17 protein-coding genes are annotated in these 16,072 nt (G+C 63.6%); 5 read left to right on the top strand and 12 right to left on the bottom strand.

Annotated elements, in window-relative coordinates; genetic code table 11:
* Positions 1–59 precede the first annotated feature (59 nt).
* On the top strand, positions 60–566 hold the full coding sequence (locus AC3RCG_RS25945; RefSeq protein ID WP_070290921.1) for a flavin reductase family protein: 507 nt from the start codon (positions 60–62) through the stop codon (positions 564–566).
* 39 nt (positions 567–605) lie between these two features.
* On the opposite strand, the gene AC3RCG_RS25950 is transcribed toward AC3RCG_RS25945, so the two are convergent.
* The 11 genes from AC3RCG_RS25950 to AC3RCG_RS26000 all read right to left on the bottom strand — a co-directional run bounded on the left by AC3RCG_RS25950 (position 606) and on the right by AC3RCG_RS26000 (position 11,838).
* Positions 606–1,292: an OmpW/AlkL family protein gene (locus AC3RCG_RS25950; RefSeq protein ID WP_070290920.1), complete on the bottom strand. Its 687-nt coding sequence runs from the start codon at positions 1,290–1,292 to the stop codon at positions 606–608.
* A gap of 98 nt (positions 1,293–1,390) precedes the next feature.
* A complete protein-coding gene (locus tag AC3RCG_RS25955; RefSeq protein ID WP_492402229.1) occupies positions 1,391–2,782 on the bottom strand; it encodes an SGNH/GDSL hydrolase family protein in 1,392 nt (463 codons plus the stop codon).
* A 241-nt stretch (positions 2,783–3,023) separates the two neighbouring features.
* Positions 3,024–4,043: an L-threonylcarbamoyladenylate synthase gene (locus AC3RCG_RS25960; RefSeq protein WP_070290918.1), complete on the bottom strand. Its 1,020-nt coding sequence runs from the start codon at positions 4,041–4,043 to the stop codon at positions 3,024–3,026.
* Positions 4,040–5,236, bottom strand: coding sequence for a 5-(carboxyamino)imidazole ribonucleotide synthase (locus AC3RCG_RS25965; protein ID WP_409027744.1), 1,197 nt, complete (start codon positions 5,234–5,236; stop codon positions 4,040–4,042). Before AC3RCG_RS25965 ends, AC3RCG_RS25960 begins: the two co-directional genes overlap by 4 nt.
* Positions 5,237–5,251: 15 nt before the next feature.
* The gene (gene purE, locus AC3RCG_RS25970; RefSeq protein ID WP_070220354.1) at positions 5,252–5,749 is read right to left on the bottom strand and encodes a 5-(carboxyamino)imidazole ribonucleotide mutase; all 498 of its coding nucleotides are present in this window, start codon (positions 5,747–5,749) and stop codon (positions 5,252–5,254) included.
* A gap of 1 nt (position 5,750) precedes the next feature.
* Positions 5,751–6,644: a phosphoribosylaminoimidazolesuccinocarboxamide synthase gene (locus AC3RCG_RS25975; protein WP_070220356.1), complete on the bottom strand. Its 894-nt coding sequence runs from the start codon at positions 6,642–6,644 to the stop codon at positions 5,751–5,753.
* 106 nt (positions 6,645–6,750) lie between these two features.
* Positions 6,751–7,815, bottom strand: coding sequence for a class II fructose-bisphosphate aldolase (gene fba / locus AC3RCG_RS25980; RefSeq protein ID WP_010401625.1), 1,065 nt, complete (start codon positions 7,813–7,815; stop codon positions 6,751–6,753).
* Positions 7,816–7,897: 82 nt separating this feature from the next.
* Positions 7,898–9,346, bottom strand: a complete 1,449-nt coding sequence (gene pyk, locus AC3RCG_RS25985) for a pyruvate kinase (protein ID WP_070220360.1) — start codon at positions 9,344–9,346, stop codon at positions 7,898–7,900.
* Between the two features lie 113 nt (positions 9,347–9,459).
* A complete protein-coding gene (locus tag AC3RCG_RS25990; RefSeq protein WP_070220362.1) occupies positions 9,460–10,671 on the bottom strand; it encodes a phosphoglycerate kinase in 1,212 nt (403 codons plus the stop codon).
* A gap of 77 nt (positions 10,672–10,748) precedes the next feature.
* Positions 10,749–11,099 (bottom strand): AzlD domain-containing protein, encoded by a 351-nt coding sequence (locus AC3RCG_RS25995; RefSeq protein ID WP_070220364.1) that lies wholly within the window; start codon positions 11,097–11,099, stop codon positions 10,749–10,751.
* Complete coding sequence (locus tag AC3RCG_RS26000) at positions 11,092–11,838, bottom strand: AzlC family ABC transporter permease (protein WP_070220366.1); 747 nt, start codon at positions 11,836–11,838, stop codon at positions 11,092–11,094. The genes AC3RCG_RS25995 and AC3RCG_RS26000 overlap by 8 nt, the downstream gene beginning before the upstream one ends.
* A 258-nt stretch (positions 11,839–12,096) precedes the next feature.
* Between AC3RCG_RS26000 and AC3RCG_RS26005 the strand changes: the two genes are divergently transcribed.
* The 4 genes from AC3RCG_RS26005 (at position 12,097) to AC3RCG_RS26020 (ending at position 14,409) form a co-directional block, all read left to right on the top strand.
* Positions 12,097–12,291: a zinc-finger domain-containing protein gene (locus tag AC3RCG_RS26005; protein ID WP_070220739.1), complete on the top strand. Its 195-nt coding sequence runs from the start codon at positions 12,097–12,099 to the stop codon at positions 12,289–12,291.
* Between the two features lie 72 nt (positions 12,292–12,363).
* Positions 12,364–12,789: a YybH family protein gene (locus AC3RCG_RS26010; protein WP_070220368.1), complete on the top strand. Its 426-nt coding sequence runs from the start codon at positions 12,364–12,366 to the stop codon at positions 12,787–12,789.
* On the top strand, positions 12,789–13,826 hold the full coding sequence (locus AC3RCG_RS26015; RefSeq protein ID WP_070220370.1) for a YheT family hydrolase: 1,038 nt from the start codon (positions 12,789–12,791) through the stop codon (positions 13,824–13,826). Before AC3RCG_RS26010 ends, AC3RCG_RS26015 begins: the two co-directional genes overlap by 1 nt.
* A complete protein-coding gene (locus AC3RCG_RS26020) occupies positions 13,819–14,409 on the top strand; it encodes a DUF2946 family protein (protein WP_070220372.1) in 591 nt (196 codons plus the stop codon). The genes AC3RCG_RS26015 and AC3RCG_RS26020 overlap by 8 nt, the downstream gene beginning before the upstream one ends.
* Positions 14,410–14,412: 3 nt before the next feature.
* Here AC3RCG_RS26020 and AC3RCG_RS26025 read toward each other — a convergent pair whose 3' ends face one another.
* Positions 14,413–15,990, bottom strand: coding sequence for a M48 family metallopeptidase (locus AC3RCG_RS26025; RefSeq protein ID WP_492402363.1), 1,578 nt, complete (start codon positions 15,988–15,990; stop codon positions 14,413–14,415).
* Positions 15,991–16,072: the final 82 nt, after the last annotated feature.

Consider the following 16,072-nt stretch of genomic DNA (forward strand, 5'->3'; position numbering starts at 1 on the left):
CACGATTGCGCTGGCGTGGCCGATTTTTGGCATAATGTCAGCAAATAGACAGGTCACCCATGAACACACGCTCTCCCCGCGCGCCAGCGCAAGAATTCGATACGGCACATTTTCGGCAGGCATTGTCACAGTTTGCCACCGGCGTGACGGTCATCACGACGCGCCTGGCCGACGGCAGTTTCCGCGGTCTGACGGCCAGTTCCTTCAATTCCGTCTCGCTGTCGCCGCCCCTGGTGCTGTGGAGTCTGGGCACGGTGGCGAACAGCATGCCGATTTTCAGCGGCAACTCGCATTACGTCATCAATGTGCTGGGCGCCGAGCAGGCGGAACTGGCGCAGCGCTTTGCACGGCGCACGCCGAATCCCTTCGATGACGTGGAATACGAACTGTCGCGCACGGGCCAGCCCATCCTGAAAGGCGCGTCGGCCTGGTTCGAATGCCACAACCGCAGCCGCTATCCAGAAGGCGACCACGTCATTTTCGTGGGCGAAGTAGAACAATGCGCGTTTGCCGCGCAGCCGCCCTTGATCTTCCACAATGGTAAGTTCAATACACCGCCAGCCTGAGCGGGACAAAAAAAAATCCGCCGAGGCGGATTTTTTGTTTTACAGGGTAAATTTATACCCGATGCTGACACTCACGGCGAGCGGATCGAGCTTGATGTCCTGCGTCTGCCCCGTCGAGAATTTCGCCTTGGTTTTCAGGAAGGTCTTGACCACGGCCACGTCGGCAAACCAGCGCTCGTTGAAGGACAGGGTGCTGCCGACCACCAGGCTGCCTGCCAGCTTGTTGTCCATGCGGTAAGTGACGGGCGCTCCACCCGGATCCAGCAAGGCCGTCATCTGGCCCGAGCCTTTTTCCTTCTGGAAATATGCATACGTCAAGCCCGCGCCCACGTAAGGACGGATCATCGCATTGGGCTGGAAGAAACGGTACTGGATGAAGGCCGTCGGCGGCAAGGCTTCCGCCGTCCCCAGCTTGCCCGTGCCCTTGATGGCACCATCGCCCATCAGGTCATGCTTGTACGGCACGCCCAGGATCATTTCAGCGGAAATATTGTCCGTGATCATGTAGGCAAAGGTCAGGATGGGCTTGGTATCCGCCTTGACGTCGGCCTTCGTGCCCGGCAGTGCCGGCGCAGAAATGTCGCCACTATCGACGTGGGGCGTGATTTTGTTGAGGCCGACCTTGGCCATCCAGGTGCCTGCGCTTTGCGCAGAAGCGCCCGTCGCCATGGCCATCGCGGCGGCGGCGGCCAGCACGCGTACAGCGGTATTCAAACGATTTTTCATCTTGTCTCCTGATCATTATGTGCGGATAGCCGGGCTATCCAGTCTTGTCGCTGCCGGCGCCAGCCCCGTCCCCGGGACGCGGCTGGCGCGGCGATTCCTTACAGCCAGCCCCGCACGACCATGTCCTTGGCCACATAACGGGCCAGCAACAGGTTGTTGAACGGCGTAGGGTGCACATCGTCGGCATACGCGTAGTGGCTGACGTCGCCCGCTTTCAGGTTCGAGCCATTGCACACCAGCGAGCTACCCAGGATATTGCCAGGTGCGGTCAGGTCGCACGCCGTCTCGCTGACATTGGTCAAGCCATACGGGCCAGGGTTGACGCCCTGGTCATGGCTGACGGCAAACACGTCGACCAGCAAGACTTTCGCATTGCCGCTCAGGCCACCGCTCAGTTCGCCATTGAAGGCGCTGACCATGGCATTGATGAGCGTCTTGGTATTGGCATCCTTGCTCAAGCCCGATGGCGTACCGGCCACGTCCGGCAAGTTGTTGACGATGACATAGTTGGCGCCCTTGGCGATGATCTGATCCTTGACCAGCGCCACCAGTTCAGTACCCGCTTGTTTCATGGCGGCAATCAGCAACGGCCCCTGGGCCGCCGCATAATCGGCGCCGGCCTTGGCGCCGGCAGCATTGCCGGTGACCGTCGCATCGGCTTGCGCCTTGGTGACCAGCGGACCATACACTTCCAGCGCGCCTACCGCCGTATTGCCGGCAATCACGGCCGCTTGCACCGCGGCACCGACGATGGTCGCCGAGGTGGCGCCAGGCGCCGCGCTGGCCGTCTTGATGGCGGCGCCGATGGAGGCGGCCGCCGTGGCGGGATTGGGCGCGCCGGCGGCCAGGGCCATGGTTAAATTGGTGGCAAAAGCCTTGGCGCCCGCATCGGCGCCCGCCGTCTTGCCGGCCGCCGTCGCACCGGCCTGCAATGCGCCGAGCTGGAACAGCACGTCATTGCCGCCCGCCATCACGAAAACGGCTTCCGTGCCGCTGAACTTGCCCCCGGAAGCAGCCAGGTGGTTCGCGATCTGCGTCACCACGGGCACGGTCAGGGCACCGAGCTCGCTGCCCGTCAACTTGTTGTTCGGACCGACGGGGTTGGTCACGCGCGAACCGCCCATGGCGTAGCCGTAGCAGCCCGGATGCTTGACGCGTGGAACAGACAAGCCTTTTGCCGCATTGCCTTCCAGGCCAGTCTCGGCGGCGCATGGGGCGGCCAGGCCGAATTGCGCGGCCAGGTGCTCGGTCCAGTTCTTGCCTGTCAGTTCAGGATTGATCTTGGTATTGTCGCCATTGATGGTGAACTTGCCGCCACCTTTCGCCAGCACTGTGCCCACGGCATACGAACCGACATCGGACAGGCTGTCGCCGAACGACACCTGCGCCGTGTACTTGACTTTCAAGGTTTGATCACCGCCACTGGCGCCGCCGCAACCTGCAAGGACAGCCGCAGCCAGCACGGCCAGCGCAAATTTTGTTTGATGCATTTTGTCTCCTCGGTCTTTTTTATGGTTTCTAAACGAACGGGCGTGCTATTCGTTACCCAACTAATATGCCATCGTTCCAGAGGCTTGTATAGAAAATATGCTTTAAAAATCAACGAAATAACAACACCGCCTGCGCCCTGTGATGGCCGGGCGATCTGCTGAATTATGGAGGATTTACTATGTTTCGTGGCAAGCATTGCTATTGCGCTGCATCAAGAAAAAGCCCCTTGCGGGGCTTTTTTCAGACGGACAGGAATTGCTGCAAGATACCACTTGAGCCGAATGCGGCACGCCGCAAACGGTCGTTGACGCCGAGCCACGCGGGGCCCGTCGGTGGCGCTTCGACGAGGATCAGCTCGGCGCCGACCTGGTCCATCGTGCGCAGCGAGGCATACAGCGCATGTGCGTAGTTTTCCGGGCTGGCGGCCAGGCGCACGCTGGCGCTGGCCGGCGGCAGATCCGAGTAGTGGATCAGCGCCACGCGGCGCCCGTCATTGAGCAGGCGGTTCAAGGTGGCGCGCACGTCGTCGCTGTGCTGCATCGCAACAGGCGTGTGTGGCGCATAGTGCGATTCCAGGGTGCCCGAGGCACGCGGTGCGGCCGCGTCGGCCACGGCCGGTGCGCGGCCAATGACGGCGGCGATCTGCTCGCTGCTGATATGGCCGGGACGCAACAACACGGGACCGTGCGTGGCCAGGCGCGACAGGTCGACGATGGTCGACTCGATGCCCACGTCGCTCTGCCCGCCGTCGAGCACCAGGCCCAGCAAGCCGCTGTCGAGCTCCGCCGTGAATTCATCGCGCACGTGCTGCGCCGTGGTGGGGCTGACGTTGCCGAACTTGTTCGCCGACGGCGCCGCCAGGCCGCCGTTGCCGCCCTTGAAAGTGCGTAGCAGTTCGATAGCCACCGGATGCGAGGGGCAGCGCAAGCCCACCGTATCCTGGCCGCCGGAAACGGCATCGGGGATATGCGCGGCGCGCTTGACGATCAGGGTCAGCGGGCCGGGCCAGAAGGCCGCCACCAGCTGTTCCGCCTCGACTGGAATATCATCGGACCAGTGCGCCAGGTCGGCGCCCGGCGCCACGTGCACGATCACGGGATGGTCCGAGGGACGGCCCTTGGCTTCATAGATGCGCGCCACGGCGGCCGGGTTTTCCGCATCGGCGCCCAGGCCGTACACGGTTTCCGTCGGGAAAGCGACGAGGCCGCCCGCTTCCAGCACGGCGGCCGCCGCCGCCAGGTCGTGTGCGGGCACGCTCACGGCGCGATTCCCAGGATCAGGCACGCATCGCGCAGGCGCTGCTGCGCCTCTTGCAAGGTGGCGGCGATGAAGGTCAGGTGACCCATCTTGCGGCCACGGCGCGGATCGTCCTTGCCGTACAGGTGCAGACACGCGCCCGGCAAGGCCAGGATGCGGTCCCAGGCCGGCTCGCTGGCGACATCGCTGCCGTCGGCAAACCAGGCGTCGCCGAGGAGGTTGAGCATCACGGCCGGCGAATGCTGGCGCACCTCGCCCAGCGGCAGGCGCGCCATGGCCCGCACCTGCTGCGCGAACTGGCTGGTGACGCAGGCATCCATCGTGTAGTGGCCGCTGTTATGCGGGCGCGGCGCCATTTCGTTGACCACAAGGCTGCCATCTTCCAGCACGAAAAATTCGATGCACAGCACGCCGACATAGCCGAGTTCGGCAACCATGGCCTGCGCCGCCCGCTGCGCCCTGGCGGCGCAGTCGTCCGACACGTTCGGGCCCGGCACCGTGGTGGTAAACAGCACGCCGTCGCGGTGCACGTTTTCGGCGATCGGATACACGACCGATGCGCCGTCCACGCCGCGCGCCGTCAGCACGGACACTTCATAGGCCAGCGGCAGCATCTTTTCCAACAGGCAAGTTACCTCGCCCATTTCCGCAAACGCGGCGCGCACGTCGTCGCGCGTGCGCACGCGGAACTGGCCCTTGCCGTCATAGCCCATGCGCACGGTTTTCAAAATGCCCGGCAGCAAGTCGTCGGCGATGCCGTCGATGTCCAGCTGCGTGGCGATCACCGTATGCGGCGCCGGCAGCACGCCCGATTTCGGGGCGCAGGCGACAAAGAAACGTTTTTCCGCGATGCGGTCTTGCGCCACCGACACGCCGTGGGCGTTGGGCGCCACAAACACGCGTTCGGCCAGGCGCGACAGGCTGTCGGCCGGCACGTTCTCGAATTCCGTGGTGACGGCCAGACACTGCGCGGCCAGGGCGTCGAGTCCGGCCGCATCGCTGTAGCCGGCATTGACCAGGCGCTGCGCCACCTGCCCCGCAGGGCAGGCGTCCGATGGTTCCAGCACGGCCACTTGGTAGCCCATGCTCTGGGCGGCCTGGGCAAACATGCGGCCGAGCTGGCCGCCGCCCATCACGCCCAGCCATGCCGGTGGGTTGGCCGCGGGCAGCAATGGGGAAGTCGATTTACTATTCATTATTTTTCAAGCACATTATTCAGGCAAGACCATGGCCTTGGCGGCGGCCGTTTGCGTGGCACGGAAGGCTTCCAGCTGCTCGGCCAGGGCGTCGTCGTTGGCGGCAAGCATCGCCACGGCCGTCAGCGCCGCATTCGCCGCGCCCGCTTCGCCGATGGCGAAGGTGGCCACGGGCACGCCCTTGGGCATTTGCAGGATCGACAGCATGGAATCTTCGCCGCGCAAATACTTCGACGGCACGGGCACGCCCAGCACGGGCACGATGGTCATGGCGGCCACCATGCCAGGCAGGTGGGCCGCACCGCCGGCGCCGGCGATGATGGCGCGCAAGCCGCGCGCGCGTGCGCTTTTCGCATACGCATACATCTCGTCGGGCATGCGGTGCGCGGAAATGACTTGCGCTTCGTACGGCACGCCAAACTGTTTCAGGATGGCGACCGCGTTCTGCATCACGTCCCAGTCCGAAGACGAACCCATGATGACGCCGACCAGCGGCTTATTCTGCTCGCTCATCTCAGGCCTTCAGCTTCTCGCCCGTCAGGCGTTCGATGGCTTCAAAGTACTTGGCCTGGGTTTTTTCGATGACGTCGGCCGGCAGCGCCGGCGCCGGTGCGGTCTTGCCCCAGGTCAGTGTTTCCAGGTAGTCACGCACGAATTGCTTGTCGAACGACGGCGGCGAAATGCCAGGCTGATACGAGTCCGCTGGCCAGAAGCGCGAGGAGTCGGCCGTCAGCACTTCATCCATCAGATGCATGACGCCGTTGTCGTCCAGGCCGAATTCGAACTTGGTGTCGGCGATGATGATGCCGCGCGTGGCCGCATATTCGGCGGCCGTCTTGTACAAGGCGATGGCGACGTCGCGCATCTTGGCGGCCAGTTCCGCGCCGATGCGCTCTTCCATTTCCGCAAAGCTGATGTTTTCATCATGCTCGCCCAGCTCGGCCTTGGCCGCCGGGGTGAAGATCGGTTCCGGCAGCTTTTCCGCCTGTTGCAGGCCGGCTGGCAGCTTGATGCCGCAGATGCTGCCCGTGTCCTGGTAATCTTTCCAGCCCGAACCAATGATGTAGCCGCGCACGACTGCCTCGACCATGATGGGCTTCAGGCGCTTGGCCACGACGGCGCGGCCCTTGACTTGCTCCACTTCCTCGGGCGCCACCACGGACTCCGGCGCCACGCCGGTCAGGTGGTTCGGCACGATATGGCCCAGCTTCTCGAACCAGAAATCGCTCATCTGGTTGAGGACCTTGCCCTTGCCGGGGATAGGCTCGTTCATGACGACATCGAAGGCCGACAGGCGGTCCGTGGTGACGATCAGGATCTTGTCGTCGCCAACGGCGTAGTTGTCGCGGACCTTGCCGTGGCCCAGCAATGGCAGGGAGTGGATGGAAGTCTGATAGAGGCTGTTCATAGCGGGGGAATAGTTGGATGAAACGAAACCGGCAGGCAGGGAAGGCGCCCGCCGGTCGAGAAAATCGGGCACGGAGCATTGCTTCCGGCCCGTTCCAGACAGAATTTTACTTCACAATTTGCGACAGCTCGCCGGCCTTGTAGCGCTCGGCCATTTTTTCCATCGTGATGACCTTGATTTTCGACGCCTGGCCTTCGCAGCCGAAAGCCTGCATGCGCGCGCGCACGATTTGCTCGGCGGCGGTGCGGGCTGGCTTCAGGAAGTCGCGCGGGTCGAATTTCGACGGGTTTTCGAACAGGTACTTGCGGATCGCGGCCGTCATCGCCAGGCGGATATCGGTGTCGATGTTGATCTTGCGCACGCCGTGACGGATGCCTTCCTGGATTTCTTCGACTGGCACGCCGTAGGTTTCCTTCATGTCGCCGCCAAATTCGCGGATGATGGCCAGCAATTCCTGCGGCACCGACGAGGAACCGTGCATCACCAGGTGGGTGTTCGGGATGCGCGCGTGGATCTCCTTGATGCGGTCGATGGCCAGGATGTCGCCCGTCGGCTTGCGCGTGAATTTGTAGGCGCCGTGCGAGGTGCCGATGGCGATCGCCAGGGCGTCGCACTGGGTGCGCTGCACGAAGTCGGCCGCTTGCGCCACGTCCGTCAGCAGTTGCTCGCGGGTCATGGTGCCGTCGGCGCCGTGGCCGTCTTCCTTGTCGCCTTTCATGGTTTCCAGCGAACCGAGCACGCCCAGTTCCGCTTCCACCGTCACGCCGATGGCGTGCGAGAATTTCACCACTTCACGCGACACTTCCACGTTGTATTCGTACGACGCGACCGACTTGCCGTCCGCTTCCAGCGAACCGTCCATCATCACGGAAGTAAAACCCGAGCGGATGGCGGCCATGCAGACGGCCGGCGACTGGCCGTGATCCTGGTGCATGACGACGGGGATGTGCGGATACGCTTCGACGGCGGCGTCGATCAGGTGGCGCAGGAACGCTTCACCGGCGTACTTGCGCGCGCCGGCGGACGCCTGCATGATCACCGGGCTGTTGAGCGCATCGGCGGCAGCCATGATGGCTTGCACTTGTTCCAGGTTGTTGACGTTGAAAGCAGGAATGCCATAGCCGTTTTCGGCGGCATGGTCCAGCAGTTGACGCATGGATACGAGAGACATGGTAATACTCCAGATAACAATAGAAACCGTTGCGGCGCTTCGCGGTGGTCAATAACCGCGCCGGCGCCTGAATTCTTGGGCCTTATTCAAATTCGCCGACTGTCACAATCTTTAATGCATTCGTACCGCCCACCTGGCCCATCGGCTCGCCCCAGGTGACGACGATCATGTCACCTTTTTTGACGATGCCCTGCGCCACCAGCAGCTCTTCCGCCTGCTTAAGCACTTGCGCGCTGGGAGCGTTCTGCATCAGATGATACGCCCGAACATTGCGGTACAGCGCGGCTTTGCGCAATGTCGTGACGCTCGGCGTGAGCGCATAGATCGGCGTATCGATACTGTGGCGGCTCATCCACAAGGCGGTGGAACCCGATTCCGTCAGCGCCACGATGGCTTTCACGCGCAGGTGGTGGGCCGTAAACAGCGCGCCGTAGGCGATCGACTGGTCGATGCGGGTAAACGTGACGTTGAGGAAGTCGGCATCGAGCTTGTTGTATTCGGACTGCTCCGCTTCGACGCAGATGGCGGCCATCATTTCCACCGTCTCGATCGGGTACTTGCCCGAGGCCGTTTCGGCCGACGTCATGACGGCATCCGTGCCGTCGAGCACGGCATTGGCCACGTCGGACACTTCGGCGCGCGTGGGCACGGCGTTGACGATCATCGATTCCATCATCTGCGTGGCCGTGATGGCTAATTTATTCGACGCGCGCGCCATCTTGATCATGCGCTTCTGCAAGGCCGGCACGGCCGCGTTGCCCACCTCGACGGCCAAATCGCCGCGCGCCACCATGATGCCGTCGGAAGCGTCCAGAATTTCCTGCAGCGCGGGAATGGCTTCCGCCCGCTCGATCTTGGCGATCATCATCGGCTTGTGGTGGTACGGTTCGCCGGCGATATTGGCCAGCTGGCGCGCCATTTCCATGTCGGTCGCGCATTTCGGGAAGGAAATGGCGAGATAGTCGGCCTGGAAACTCATGGCCGTCTTGATATCTTCCATATCCTTGGCCGTCAGGGCCGGCGCGGACAGGCCGCCGCCCTGGCGGTTGATGCCCTTGTTATTCGACAACTCACCGCCGATCTTGACGGTGGTGTGGATTTCGCTGCCGTGGATGCGCTCGACGATCAGCACGATGAGGCCGTCATTCAGCAGCAGCACGTCGCCCTTGTGCAAGTCGCGCGGCAAGGCCTTGTAGTCGAGGCCGACCCGTTCCTGGTTGCCCAGCTCGCCGTTTTCTCCCCACTTGGCGTCGAGGATGAAGCGCTCGCCCGCTTCGAGCTGAATGCGCGTGTTTTCAAACTTGCCGACGCGAATCTTCGGCCCTTGCATATCGGCCATGATGGCCACTTCGCGGCCGCACTCGGCCGCCGCCAGACGCACCAGCGCGGCGCGGTCGATATGGTCCTGCGCCTTGCCGTGGGAAAAATTCAAGCGCACCACGTCGACGCCCGCACGTATCATTTTGACCAGAATATCGAAGTCGGTGGAGGCGGGGCCGATTGTTGCTACGATTTTTGTACCACGTGGCATAGGAATCCTTGTGCGCGAGCGAAGGTGAGCAAGGCCGGTTTGAGACAGCCGCCGGCAAGGTAAAAGCGCAGCGGTCAGGCTGCGCTTGGTACTGAACTGCTGAACGCTCCGTCTTAGCCGGCGCGTTGCATCAGGATTTCCACTGCCGGGAGTGTCTTGCCCTCCAGGAACTCCAGGAAAGCGCCGCCGCCCGTCGAGATATAGCTGATTTTATCCGTAATATCGTATTTGGCAATCGCCGCCAGGGTGTCGCCACCGCCGGCGATCGAAAATGCTTTCGACTCGGCAATCGCCAGGGCCAGGGTCTTGGTGCCGTTGCCGAACTGGTCGAATTCGAACACACCCACGGGGCCGTTCCACACGATGGTGCCGGCGGCGGCGATCTGCTGCGCCAGCAGGGCTGCCGTTTTCGGGCCGATATCGAGGATCATGTCGTCATCCGCCACGTCGGCCACGTCCTTGACGGTGGCGGCGGCTGTCGGCGAAAACTCCTTGGCGCACACGACGTCGACGGGAATCGGCACTTGCGCGCCCCGTTTGGCCATGATGTCGATGATGGCTTTCGCTTCGTCGACGAGTTCCGCTTCCACCAGCGACTTGCCGACGTTCAAGCCAACGGCTTTCATGAAGGTATTGGCGATGCCGCCGCCGACGATCAGATTATCGACCTTGTCGGACAGGGCTTTCAAAATGGTCAGCTTGCTCGATACTTTCGAACCGGCAACGATGGCCAGCAGCGGGCGGGCTGGCGCGTGCAGCGCTTTGCCCAGCGCATCGAGTTCGGCGGCCAGCAGCGGACCGGCGCAGGCGACGGGCGCGAACTTGGCGATGCCGTGCGTGGACGCTTCGGCGCGGTGGGCCGTGCCGAACGCGTCATTGACGTAGATATCGCACAATTTGGCCATTTTTTGCGCCAGCTCATCGCTGTTTTTCTTTTCGCCCTTGTTGACGCGCACGTTTTCCAGCAGGACGACCTGGCCGGCAGCCAGGGATTCCAGGCCGGCGCCGTCGACCCAGTTTTGTTTCAATGCAACTTCCTGGCCCAGCAGCTCGGACAGGCGGGCGGCCACGGGCGCCAGGCTGTCGGCCGGCTTGAACTCGCCTTCCGTGGGACGGCCCAAGTGCGACGTCACCATGACGGCGGCGCCAGCGTCGAGGGCGGCACGGATGGCCGGCACCGAAGCGCGGATGCGCGTATCTTCGGTGATCTTGCCACTGTCATCTTGCGGGACGTTCAGGTCGGCGCGGATGAATACGCGCTTGCCTTGCAGTGCATTTTGGGCGATCAAATCTTGCAGACGGATGAAGTTGAGAACAGCTGACATGGCGATCCAGATGACGAGTGGAAGGAAGTGCGCTATTTTACCGCAATGACCAGACCAAATCGCCGATTTGTCCTGCTTTACTGAAAAACATGCAACAGTCGCAAGCCCGTGAAAACCAGCATGCCGAACACGATGGTTTGCAGCATATTGCGGCGAATCACGAAAAAGAGCGTGGCGGCAATACCCGACAAGAGTTTCAGATTCGACAAGTCAAAGTGCACTTGCGGCCCTTCCATCAGCATGTCGGGCGCGATGATGGCCGCCAGCGCGCAGGCCGGCGCATAGCGCAGCATCTCGCCCACGCGGCGCGGAATGGTGATGTGGTGGCCGATCAGCCAGAAGGTGCTGCGCGTGGCGGCAGTCGCCACCACCAGCACGGCGATGGCGATCCACACGTCTGCTCTGCCCAAGGCTATGCCGTCAAACATGGCGTTTTGTCCATTTTTCTGTCAATTCTTCCACGGCCATGGCGCTGACCATGCCCACCACGACGGCCACAAGCAAGCCCAGCTTATACGGCAGGCTGAACGCCAGCACGGCGACCGTGCCCGCCACCAGCACGCCGCACAAGGCGGCGCGACTGAGGATGAGCGGCACCGTCACGCACAGGATCGCCAGCGTGCCCGCAAAACCCAGCCCCCATTCGGCCGGCACGACGGCGCCCAGCACGATGCCGATGAAGGAACCGATTTGCCAGGCCAGCCAGTTGGGGTAGATCAAGCCTTTCAGGAAAGGCAGCTTGGCCGGGTCCGGCGTTTCGTGCGGATAGCGCTGCAGGAACAGGCCCACCGTGATGTCGCCGGCCACATAGCCGAGCGCGAAGCGCTGGCGCCACGGCAGATGGGCGAAATGCGGGGCCAGCAGCACGGAAAAGATCACAAAACGCAAATTGACGACGAGGGCCGTGGCGAAGATCACCCACACGGGCGCTTGCGCGGCCAGCAGGGGCAAGGATGCAAGCTGGGCCGAGCCGGCAAAGACAAACAGGGTCATGGCGCCCGCCTGCGCCACGGTCAAGCCGCTTTTCACCATGGCCACGCCCACCACCATGCCCCAGGCGGCAATGCCCAGCAGGGTGGGCGCCCCCAGGTTCAGGCCGGCACGCCAGGCATCTTTCAGCAAGGCATCATCGCTGCTGGCCGGGACGGCGTTCACGCGGGTGTTCATGCGAGCCCCCGGCAGGCTGAGTGTGGTAACTGCACAACAATGGTGTAAGACGACAAGGGCGGCAACGGTGATACCGGCAAGGCAAATCCAGTCAGTGTGGCGCTGCAGCCGCCATATTTCCGCGAAAACCCGCGCCGCAGCCGAAGATGATCAAGCCGCCATTTTAGCCATGATTTTTGCTGTCTGCCTGAATCCGTTAAAATCGTACTTTTGGCAGCAGCCGACTTCCATCCATACAGCCTCACGGAGCATGACAAGATGACAAAAACCACCCAGCCAGCGGTCGAACTCGACGGTAAAGACTTGCCAGCCCACTGCCCTAACCCGGCCATGCCGCTGTGGTCATCGCATCCGCGCGTGTTTCTGGAATTCAACAAAGACGGCATCGCCAAGTGCCCGTACTGCGGCACGGCCTACACCCTGAAGGAAGGCGCCAGCGCCGGCCATCATTAAACTGCCCAGCGGCGCGCCCCCAGCGCGCCGTTTTTATGTGCATCAAGTTATACCGTTCAGCCCGGAGTCGTCATGAAACGTCTGAAAGAACTCAATGGCAGCGCCGCGGAAGTCGAAGCGGCGTTCTACGATGCCTTGCACCGCGCCGACCTCGAAGCGCTGATGGCGCTATGGGCCGACGATGAAGAAATCGTCTGCATCCACCCGGGCGGCGCGCGCCTGATCGGCCATGCCGCCATCCGCGCCTCGTGGGAAACCATCCTGGCCGGCGGCGGCCTGCACATCGTGCCCGCGCAGCTGCATGAAACGCACAATCTGATGAGTTCGGTGCACACGGTCATCGAAGGCGTCACCAATGAAGACGGCGCACCGGCGCATCTGCTGGCCACGAATGTGTATGTGAAAACGCCGCGCGGCTGGCGCATCGTGCTGCACCACGCGTCCATCGCCCCGGGCGGCGCGCCGGCCGACGCCACGGGAACGCAGATACTGCACTGATGTCTTTGCCGCTTATTGACAACGCCCCCTATACCGCCCCGCTCTGGCTGCCTGGCGGCCACGCGCAGACGATTTATCCTGCCGTGTGCCTCGCCAAGCCGGCCGTGGCCTTCCGCCGCGAACGCTGGCAAGCGCCCGATGGCGACTTCGTCGACGTCGACCTGGTCGACGGCCAGCCGGGCCAGCCCTTCGTGCTGCTGTTCCACGGCCTGGAAGGCTCGTCGAACAGCCATTACGCGCGCGCCCTGATGGCCGAGGTGGCCGCGCGCGGCTGGTCGGGCGCCGTGCCGCACTTTCGCGGCTGCTCGGGCGAAGCGAACCTGGCGCCCCGCTTCTACCATTCGGGCGATGCGCAGGAAGTGGACTGGATCGTGCAGCGCCTGCGCCCGCGCGCCACGGGGAAATTTTATGCGGCCGGCGTCTCGCTGGGCGGCAACGCCCTGCTGTGCTGGCTGGGCCAGTCGCAGCACCAGGCCGATTTCATCGATGCGGCGGCGGCCGTGTCGGCCCCGCTGGACCTGGCGCAAGGGGGCAAGGCCTTGTCTTCGGGCGCGAACCGGCTCTACACGCGCATGTTCCTGAACACGCTCAAACCGAAATGCCTGGCCAAGCTGGAACAGTTTCCCGGCCTGTTCGCGCGCGACGCCATGCTGGCCGCGCGCGACTTGCACGCCTTCGACAATGTCGTCACGGCGCCCCTGCACGGCTACCGCGACGCCGACGATTACTGGCACCGCGCCAGCGCCAAGCACGTCTTGCAGGACATCACCGTGCCGACCCTGGTGCTGAATGCGCAGAATGATCCCTTCCTGCCCGGGCGCTTCCTGCCGCGCAGCGCCGCGCCGACGGTCACGCTCGAGTATCCGCGCCACGGCGGCCACGTCGGCTTTGCGGCAGGCAAGTTGCCGGGCAGCACACGCTGGCTGCCACAGCGCCTGCTCCATTTTTTTGAGGGCGGCAACATGGCGCCGCCGGCCCCGCAAACCTGTCACGCTGGCAGTTCGCAAACGCACACGGAAAACGCTACACATGGATGAACTCGTCAAACAGGCCCTGGCCAAATGGCCGAACGTACCGCACTGCTACGGCTGGCTGGGCCTGGACGCGCGCGGCCACTGGCGCATGCGCGACCAGCATGCGCAACAGCGACAACTGCCTGGCGACAAGATCGCCCACGAAGCCCTACTGGGATTTATCAACCGCAATTACGGCCATGACGAACGAGGCTGCTGGTTCTTCCAGAACGGCCCGCAGCGCGTGTATGTAAATCTGGAAGCGACGCCCTACATCGCCCGCAGCGACCCGCAGCACGGTTTTGTCTTGCAGACGGGCGCGCCGCTGGAACAGATCGAGCAGGTGTATTGGTGCGACAACGGCGTCTTGATCTTGCGCCAGGGCGAGGTCGTGGCGCAGGTCGATGACCGCGACATGGCGCAAGTGCTGGACGCCCTGCACGTCGATGGTCAGGTGGCCAGCGACGAGGCCTTGCTGGCGTGGCTGGAAGAGCGCCGGGGCAAGCTGACCCTATTGCATAACGGCAAGGAGATCGCCGTGCAGCCGCTGCGCTACGACGCCGTGCCGCAAACCTTCGACTTCCAGCCGATGCCGCAAGCCGAATAGGAGTCAGCCCTTCTGGTCCTTGATCTGCTCGCGGCGCTTTTCCTGCAATTCGCGCTCGCGCGCATCGATCACGGCCTGGTCATAAAAGGTCGCGTCCGTCGATTTGCGGGCGATCGTCAGCTGGTCCAGCGCGGCCATGGTGGCGCCCTGCAGCACGTAGGATTCGGCCAGCGCCATATGCTGCAAGGTCATCTTGCCCTGATCCGCATAGGCTTTCGCCAGTAAATCGTACAGTTCCGGCTCTTCCTTGTAGAGCTGCACCTGCTCACGCAGGTACAAGGTGGCTTGCTCCAGCTTGCCGGCAGCCATCAGCGCTTCCGCATATTGGTGGGCAATGCCGCGCGAGAGGGGAAACTGCTGGCGCGCCGCATCGGCCGCCTTCAAAGCCTGTTGCGCCACTTCCTTCTTTTGCGCCGGCATCAACAGCACTTCCAGCCCCATCGCCGCCAGCAGCGAATTGGGGCCCTGCGTGCCGCCCGACGTCAGCACATTCGGCCCGGCCGGCTGGTGCAGGGCGGCATTGGCCGCATCGAGTTCCTTTTGCGCCTCCGCCGGCTTGCCCTGCTTGACGGCGACAAAGGACAAGCCGTAATGGGCGGCCGTCACCTGGAAGCGGCTTTGCTGTTCCAGCTGCGTCTTGAAGACGGCCTTGGCGTTCAGCAAGCCTTGCACGCTTTCATCCTGCAGCACGCGGGCGCGCGCGCGGGCCAGGTGGAAACTCAGGCTGTCCGCACGCTGCTTGTACGGCTGCTCGCGGATGCGCGCCTGGATGTCGGCGATGCGTTCCGTCGTCAGCGGGTGGGTCTGCAGATAGGCGGGCATCAGGTCACTGTACGAACGGCTGGCCGCCTGCATGCGGCCGAAGAAGGCCACCATGCCGGTGGTGTCGAAACCGGCTTCGCCCATGATCTGGAAACCGATGCGGTCCGCCTCGCGTTCGGCGTCGCGGCCGAAATTGAGCTGGCGCTGGATGGCCAGGCCCTGGCCGGCGGCAAACACGCCCATGGCCACGTCGCCGCCCGCACGCGACGCGAGCGCCGCCAGCAGCATGGCGGCCAGCGGCATCAGGGCATCCTGGCGCTGCTGGCCCAGCATGCGCGCGATATGGCGCTGCGCCACGTGGCCGATCTCGTGCGACAGCACGGATGCCAGTTCCGCCTCCGTTTGCGCCGCCAGCACCAGCGCCGAGTGCACGCCGATGAAACCGCCCGGCAAGGCAAACGCGTTCAATTGGGGATCGCGCACGGCAAAGAAGAGGTAGTCGTAATTCGTTTCGCCGCGCACGCTGGGGCGCGCCGCCACGAGGGCGTTGCCGAAGGTATTCAGGTATTCGAGCAAGGGCGCGTCATCGAGATAGTCGCGGTCGCCGCGGATGCCGCGCATGATTTCCTCGCCGATCTTGCGCTCCATCGCCGGCGACAGGTCTTCGCGCGAGGTATCGCCCAGGTTCGGCAGGTTCGGCGCCGGCGGCACGGCCAGGGGCGTCCAGCCGCTTCCCGGCTTGGCCGCCGCGCCGGCAGATGGCGCCGCTGGCGCGGACGTATAGGTTTGCGCCAGCGCACAGGGCGCCGCCAGCGACAATGCAGCCAGGACGGATGCGCGCCGCAAGCGGCGCAGCCATGCCGCAGCGGCGTTTTCAACGAGGATCGGAAGGGGAGTTTTT

The organism is Janthinobacterium sp. GW823-FHT01H08 (genome assembly GCF_058797855.1).

What these genes read in the sequence shown, in the direction of transcription:
- AC3RCG_RS25945 (WP_070290921.1), top strand. Translation starts at nt 60, where the DNA reads ATGAACACACGCTCTCCCCGCGCGCCAGCGCAAGAATTCGATACGGCA.
- AC3RCG_RS25950 (WP_070290920.1), bottom strand. Translation starts at nt 1,292, where the DNA reads ATGAAAAATCGTTTGAATACCGCTGTACGCGTGCTGGCCGCCGCCGCC.
- AC3RCG_RS25955 (WP_492402229.1), bottom strand. Translation starts at nt 2,782, where the DNA reads ATGCATCAAACAAAATTTGCGCTGGCCGTGCTGGCTGCGGCTGTCCTT.
- AC3RCG_RS25965 (WP_409027744.1), bottom strand. Translation starts at nt 5,236, where the DNA reads ATGAATAGTAAATCGACTTCCCCATTGCTGCCCGCGGCCAACCCACCG.
- purE (WP_070220354.1), bottom strand. Translation starts at nt 5,749, where the DNA reads ATGAGCGAGCAGAATAAGCCGCTGGTCGGCGTCATCATGGGTTCGTCT.
- AC3RCG_RS25975 (WP_070220356.1), bottom strand. Translation starts at nt 6,644, where the DNA reads ATGAACAGCCTCTATCAGACTTCCATCCACTCCCTGCCATTGCTGGGC.
- fba (WP_010401625.1), bottom strand. Translation starts at nt 7,815, where the DNA reads ATGTCTCTCGTATCCATGCGTCAACTGCTGGACCATGCCGCCGAAAAC.
- pyk (WP_070220360.1), bottom strand. Translation starts at nt 9,346, where the DNA reads ATGCCACGTGGTACAAAAATCGTAGCAACAATCGGCCCCGCCTCCACC.
- AC3RCG_RS25990 (WP_070220362.1), bottom strand. Translation starts at nt 10,671, where the DNA reads ATGTCAGCTGTTCTCAACTTCATCCGTCTGCAAGATTTGATCGCCCAA.
- AC3RCG_RS25995 (WP_070220364.1), bottom strand. Translation starts at nt 11,099, where the DNA reads ATGTTTGACGGCATAGCCTTGGGCAGAGCAGACGTGTGGATCGCCATC.
- AC3RCG_RS26000 (WP_070220366.1), bottom strand. Translation starts at nt 11,838, where the DNA reads ATGAACACCCGCGTGAACGCCGTCCCGGCCAGCAGCGATGATGCCTTG.
- AC3RCG_RS26005 (WP_070220739.1), top strand. Translation starts at nt 12,097, where the DNA reads ATGACAAAAACCACCCAGCCAGCGGTCGAACTCGACGGTAAAGACTTG.
- AC3RCG_RS26010 (WP_070220368.1), top strand. Translation starts at nt 12,364, where the DNA reads ATGAAACGTCTGAAAGAACTCAATGGCAGCGCCGCGGAAGTCGAAGCG.
- AC3RCG_RS26015 (WP_070220370.1), top strand. Translation starts at nt 12,789, where the DNA reads ATGTCTTTGCCGCTTATTGACAACGCCCCCTATACCGCCCCGCTCTGG.
- AC3RCG_RS26020 (WP_070220372.1), top strand. Translation starts at nt 13,819, where the DNA reads ATGGATGAACTCGTCAAACAGGCCCTGGCCAAATGGCCGAACGTACCG.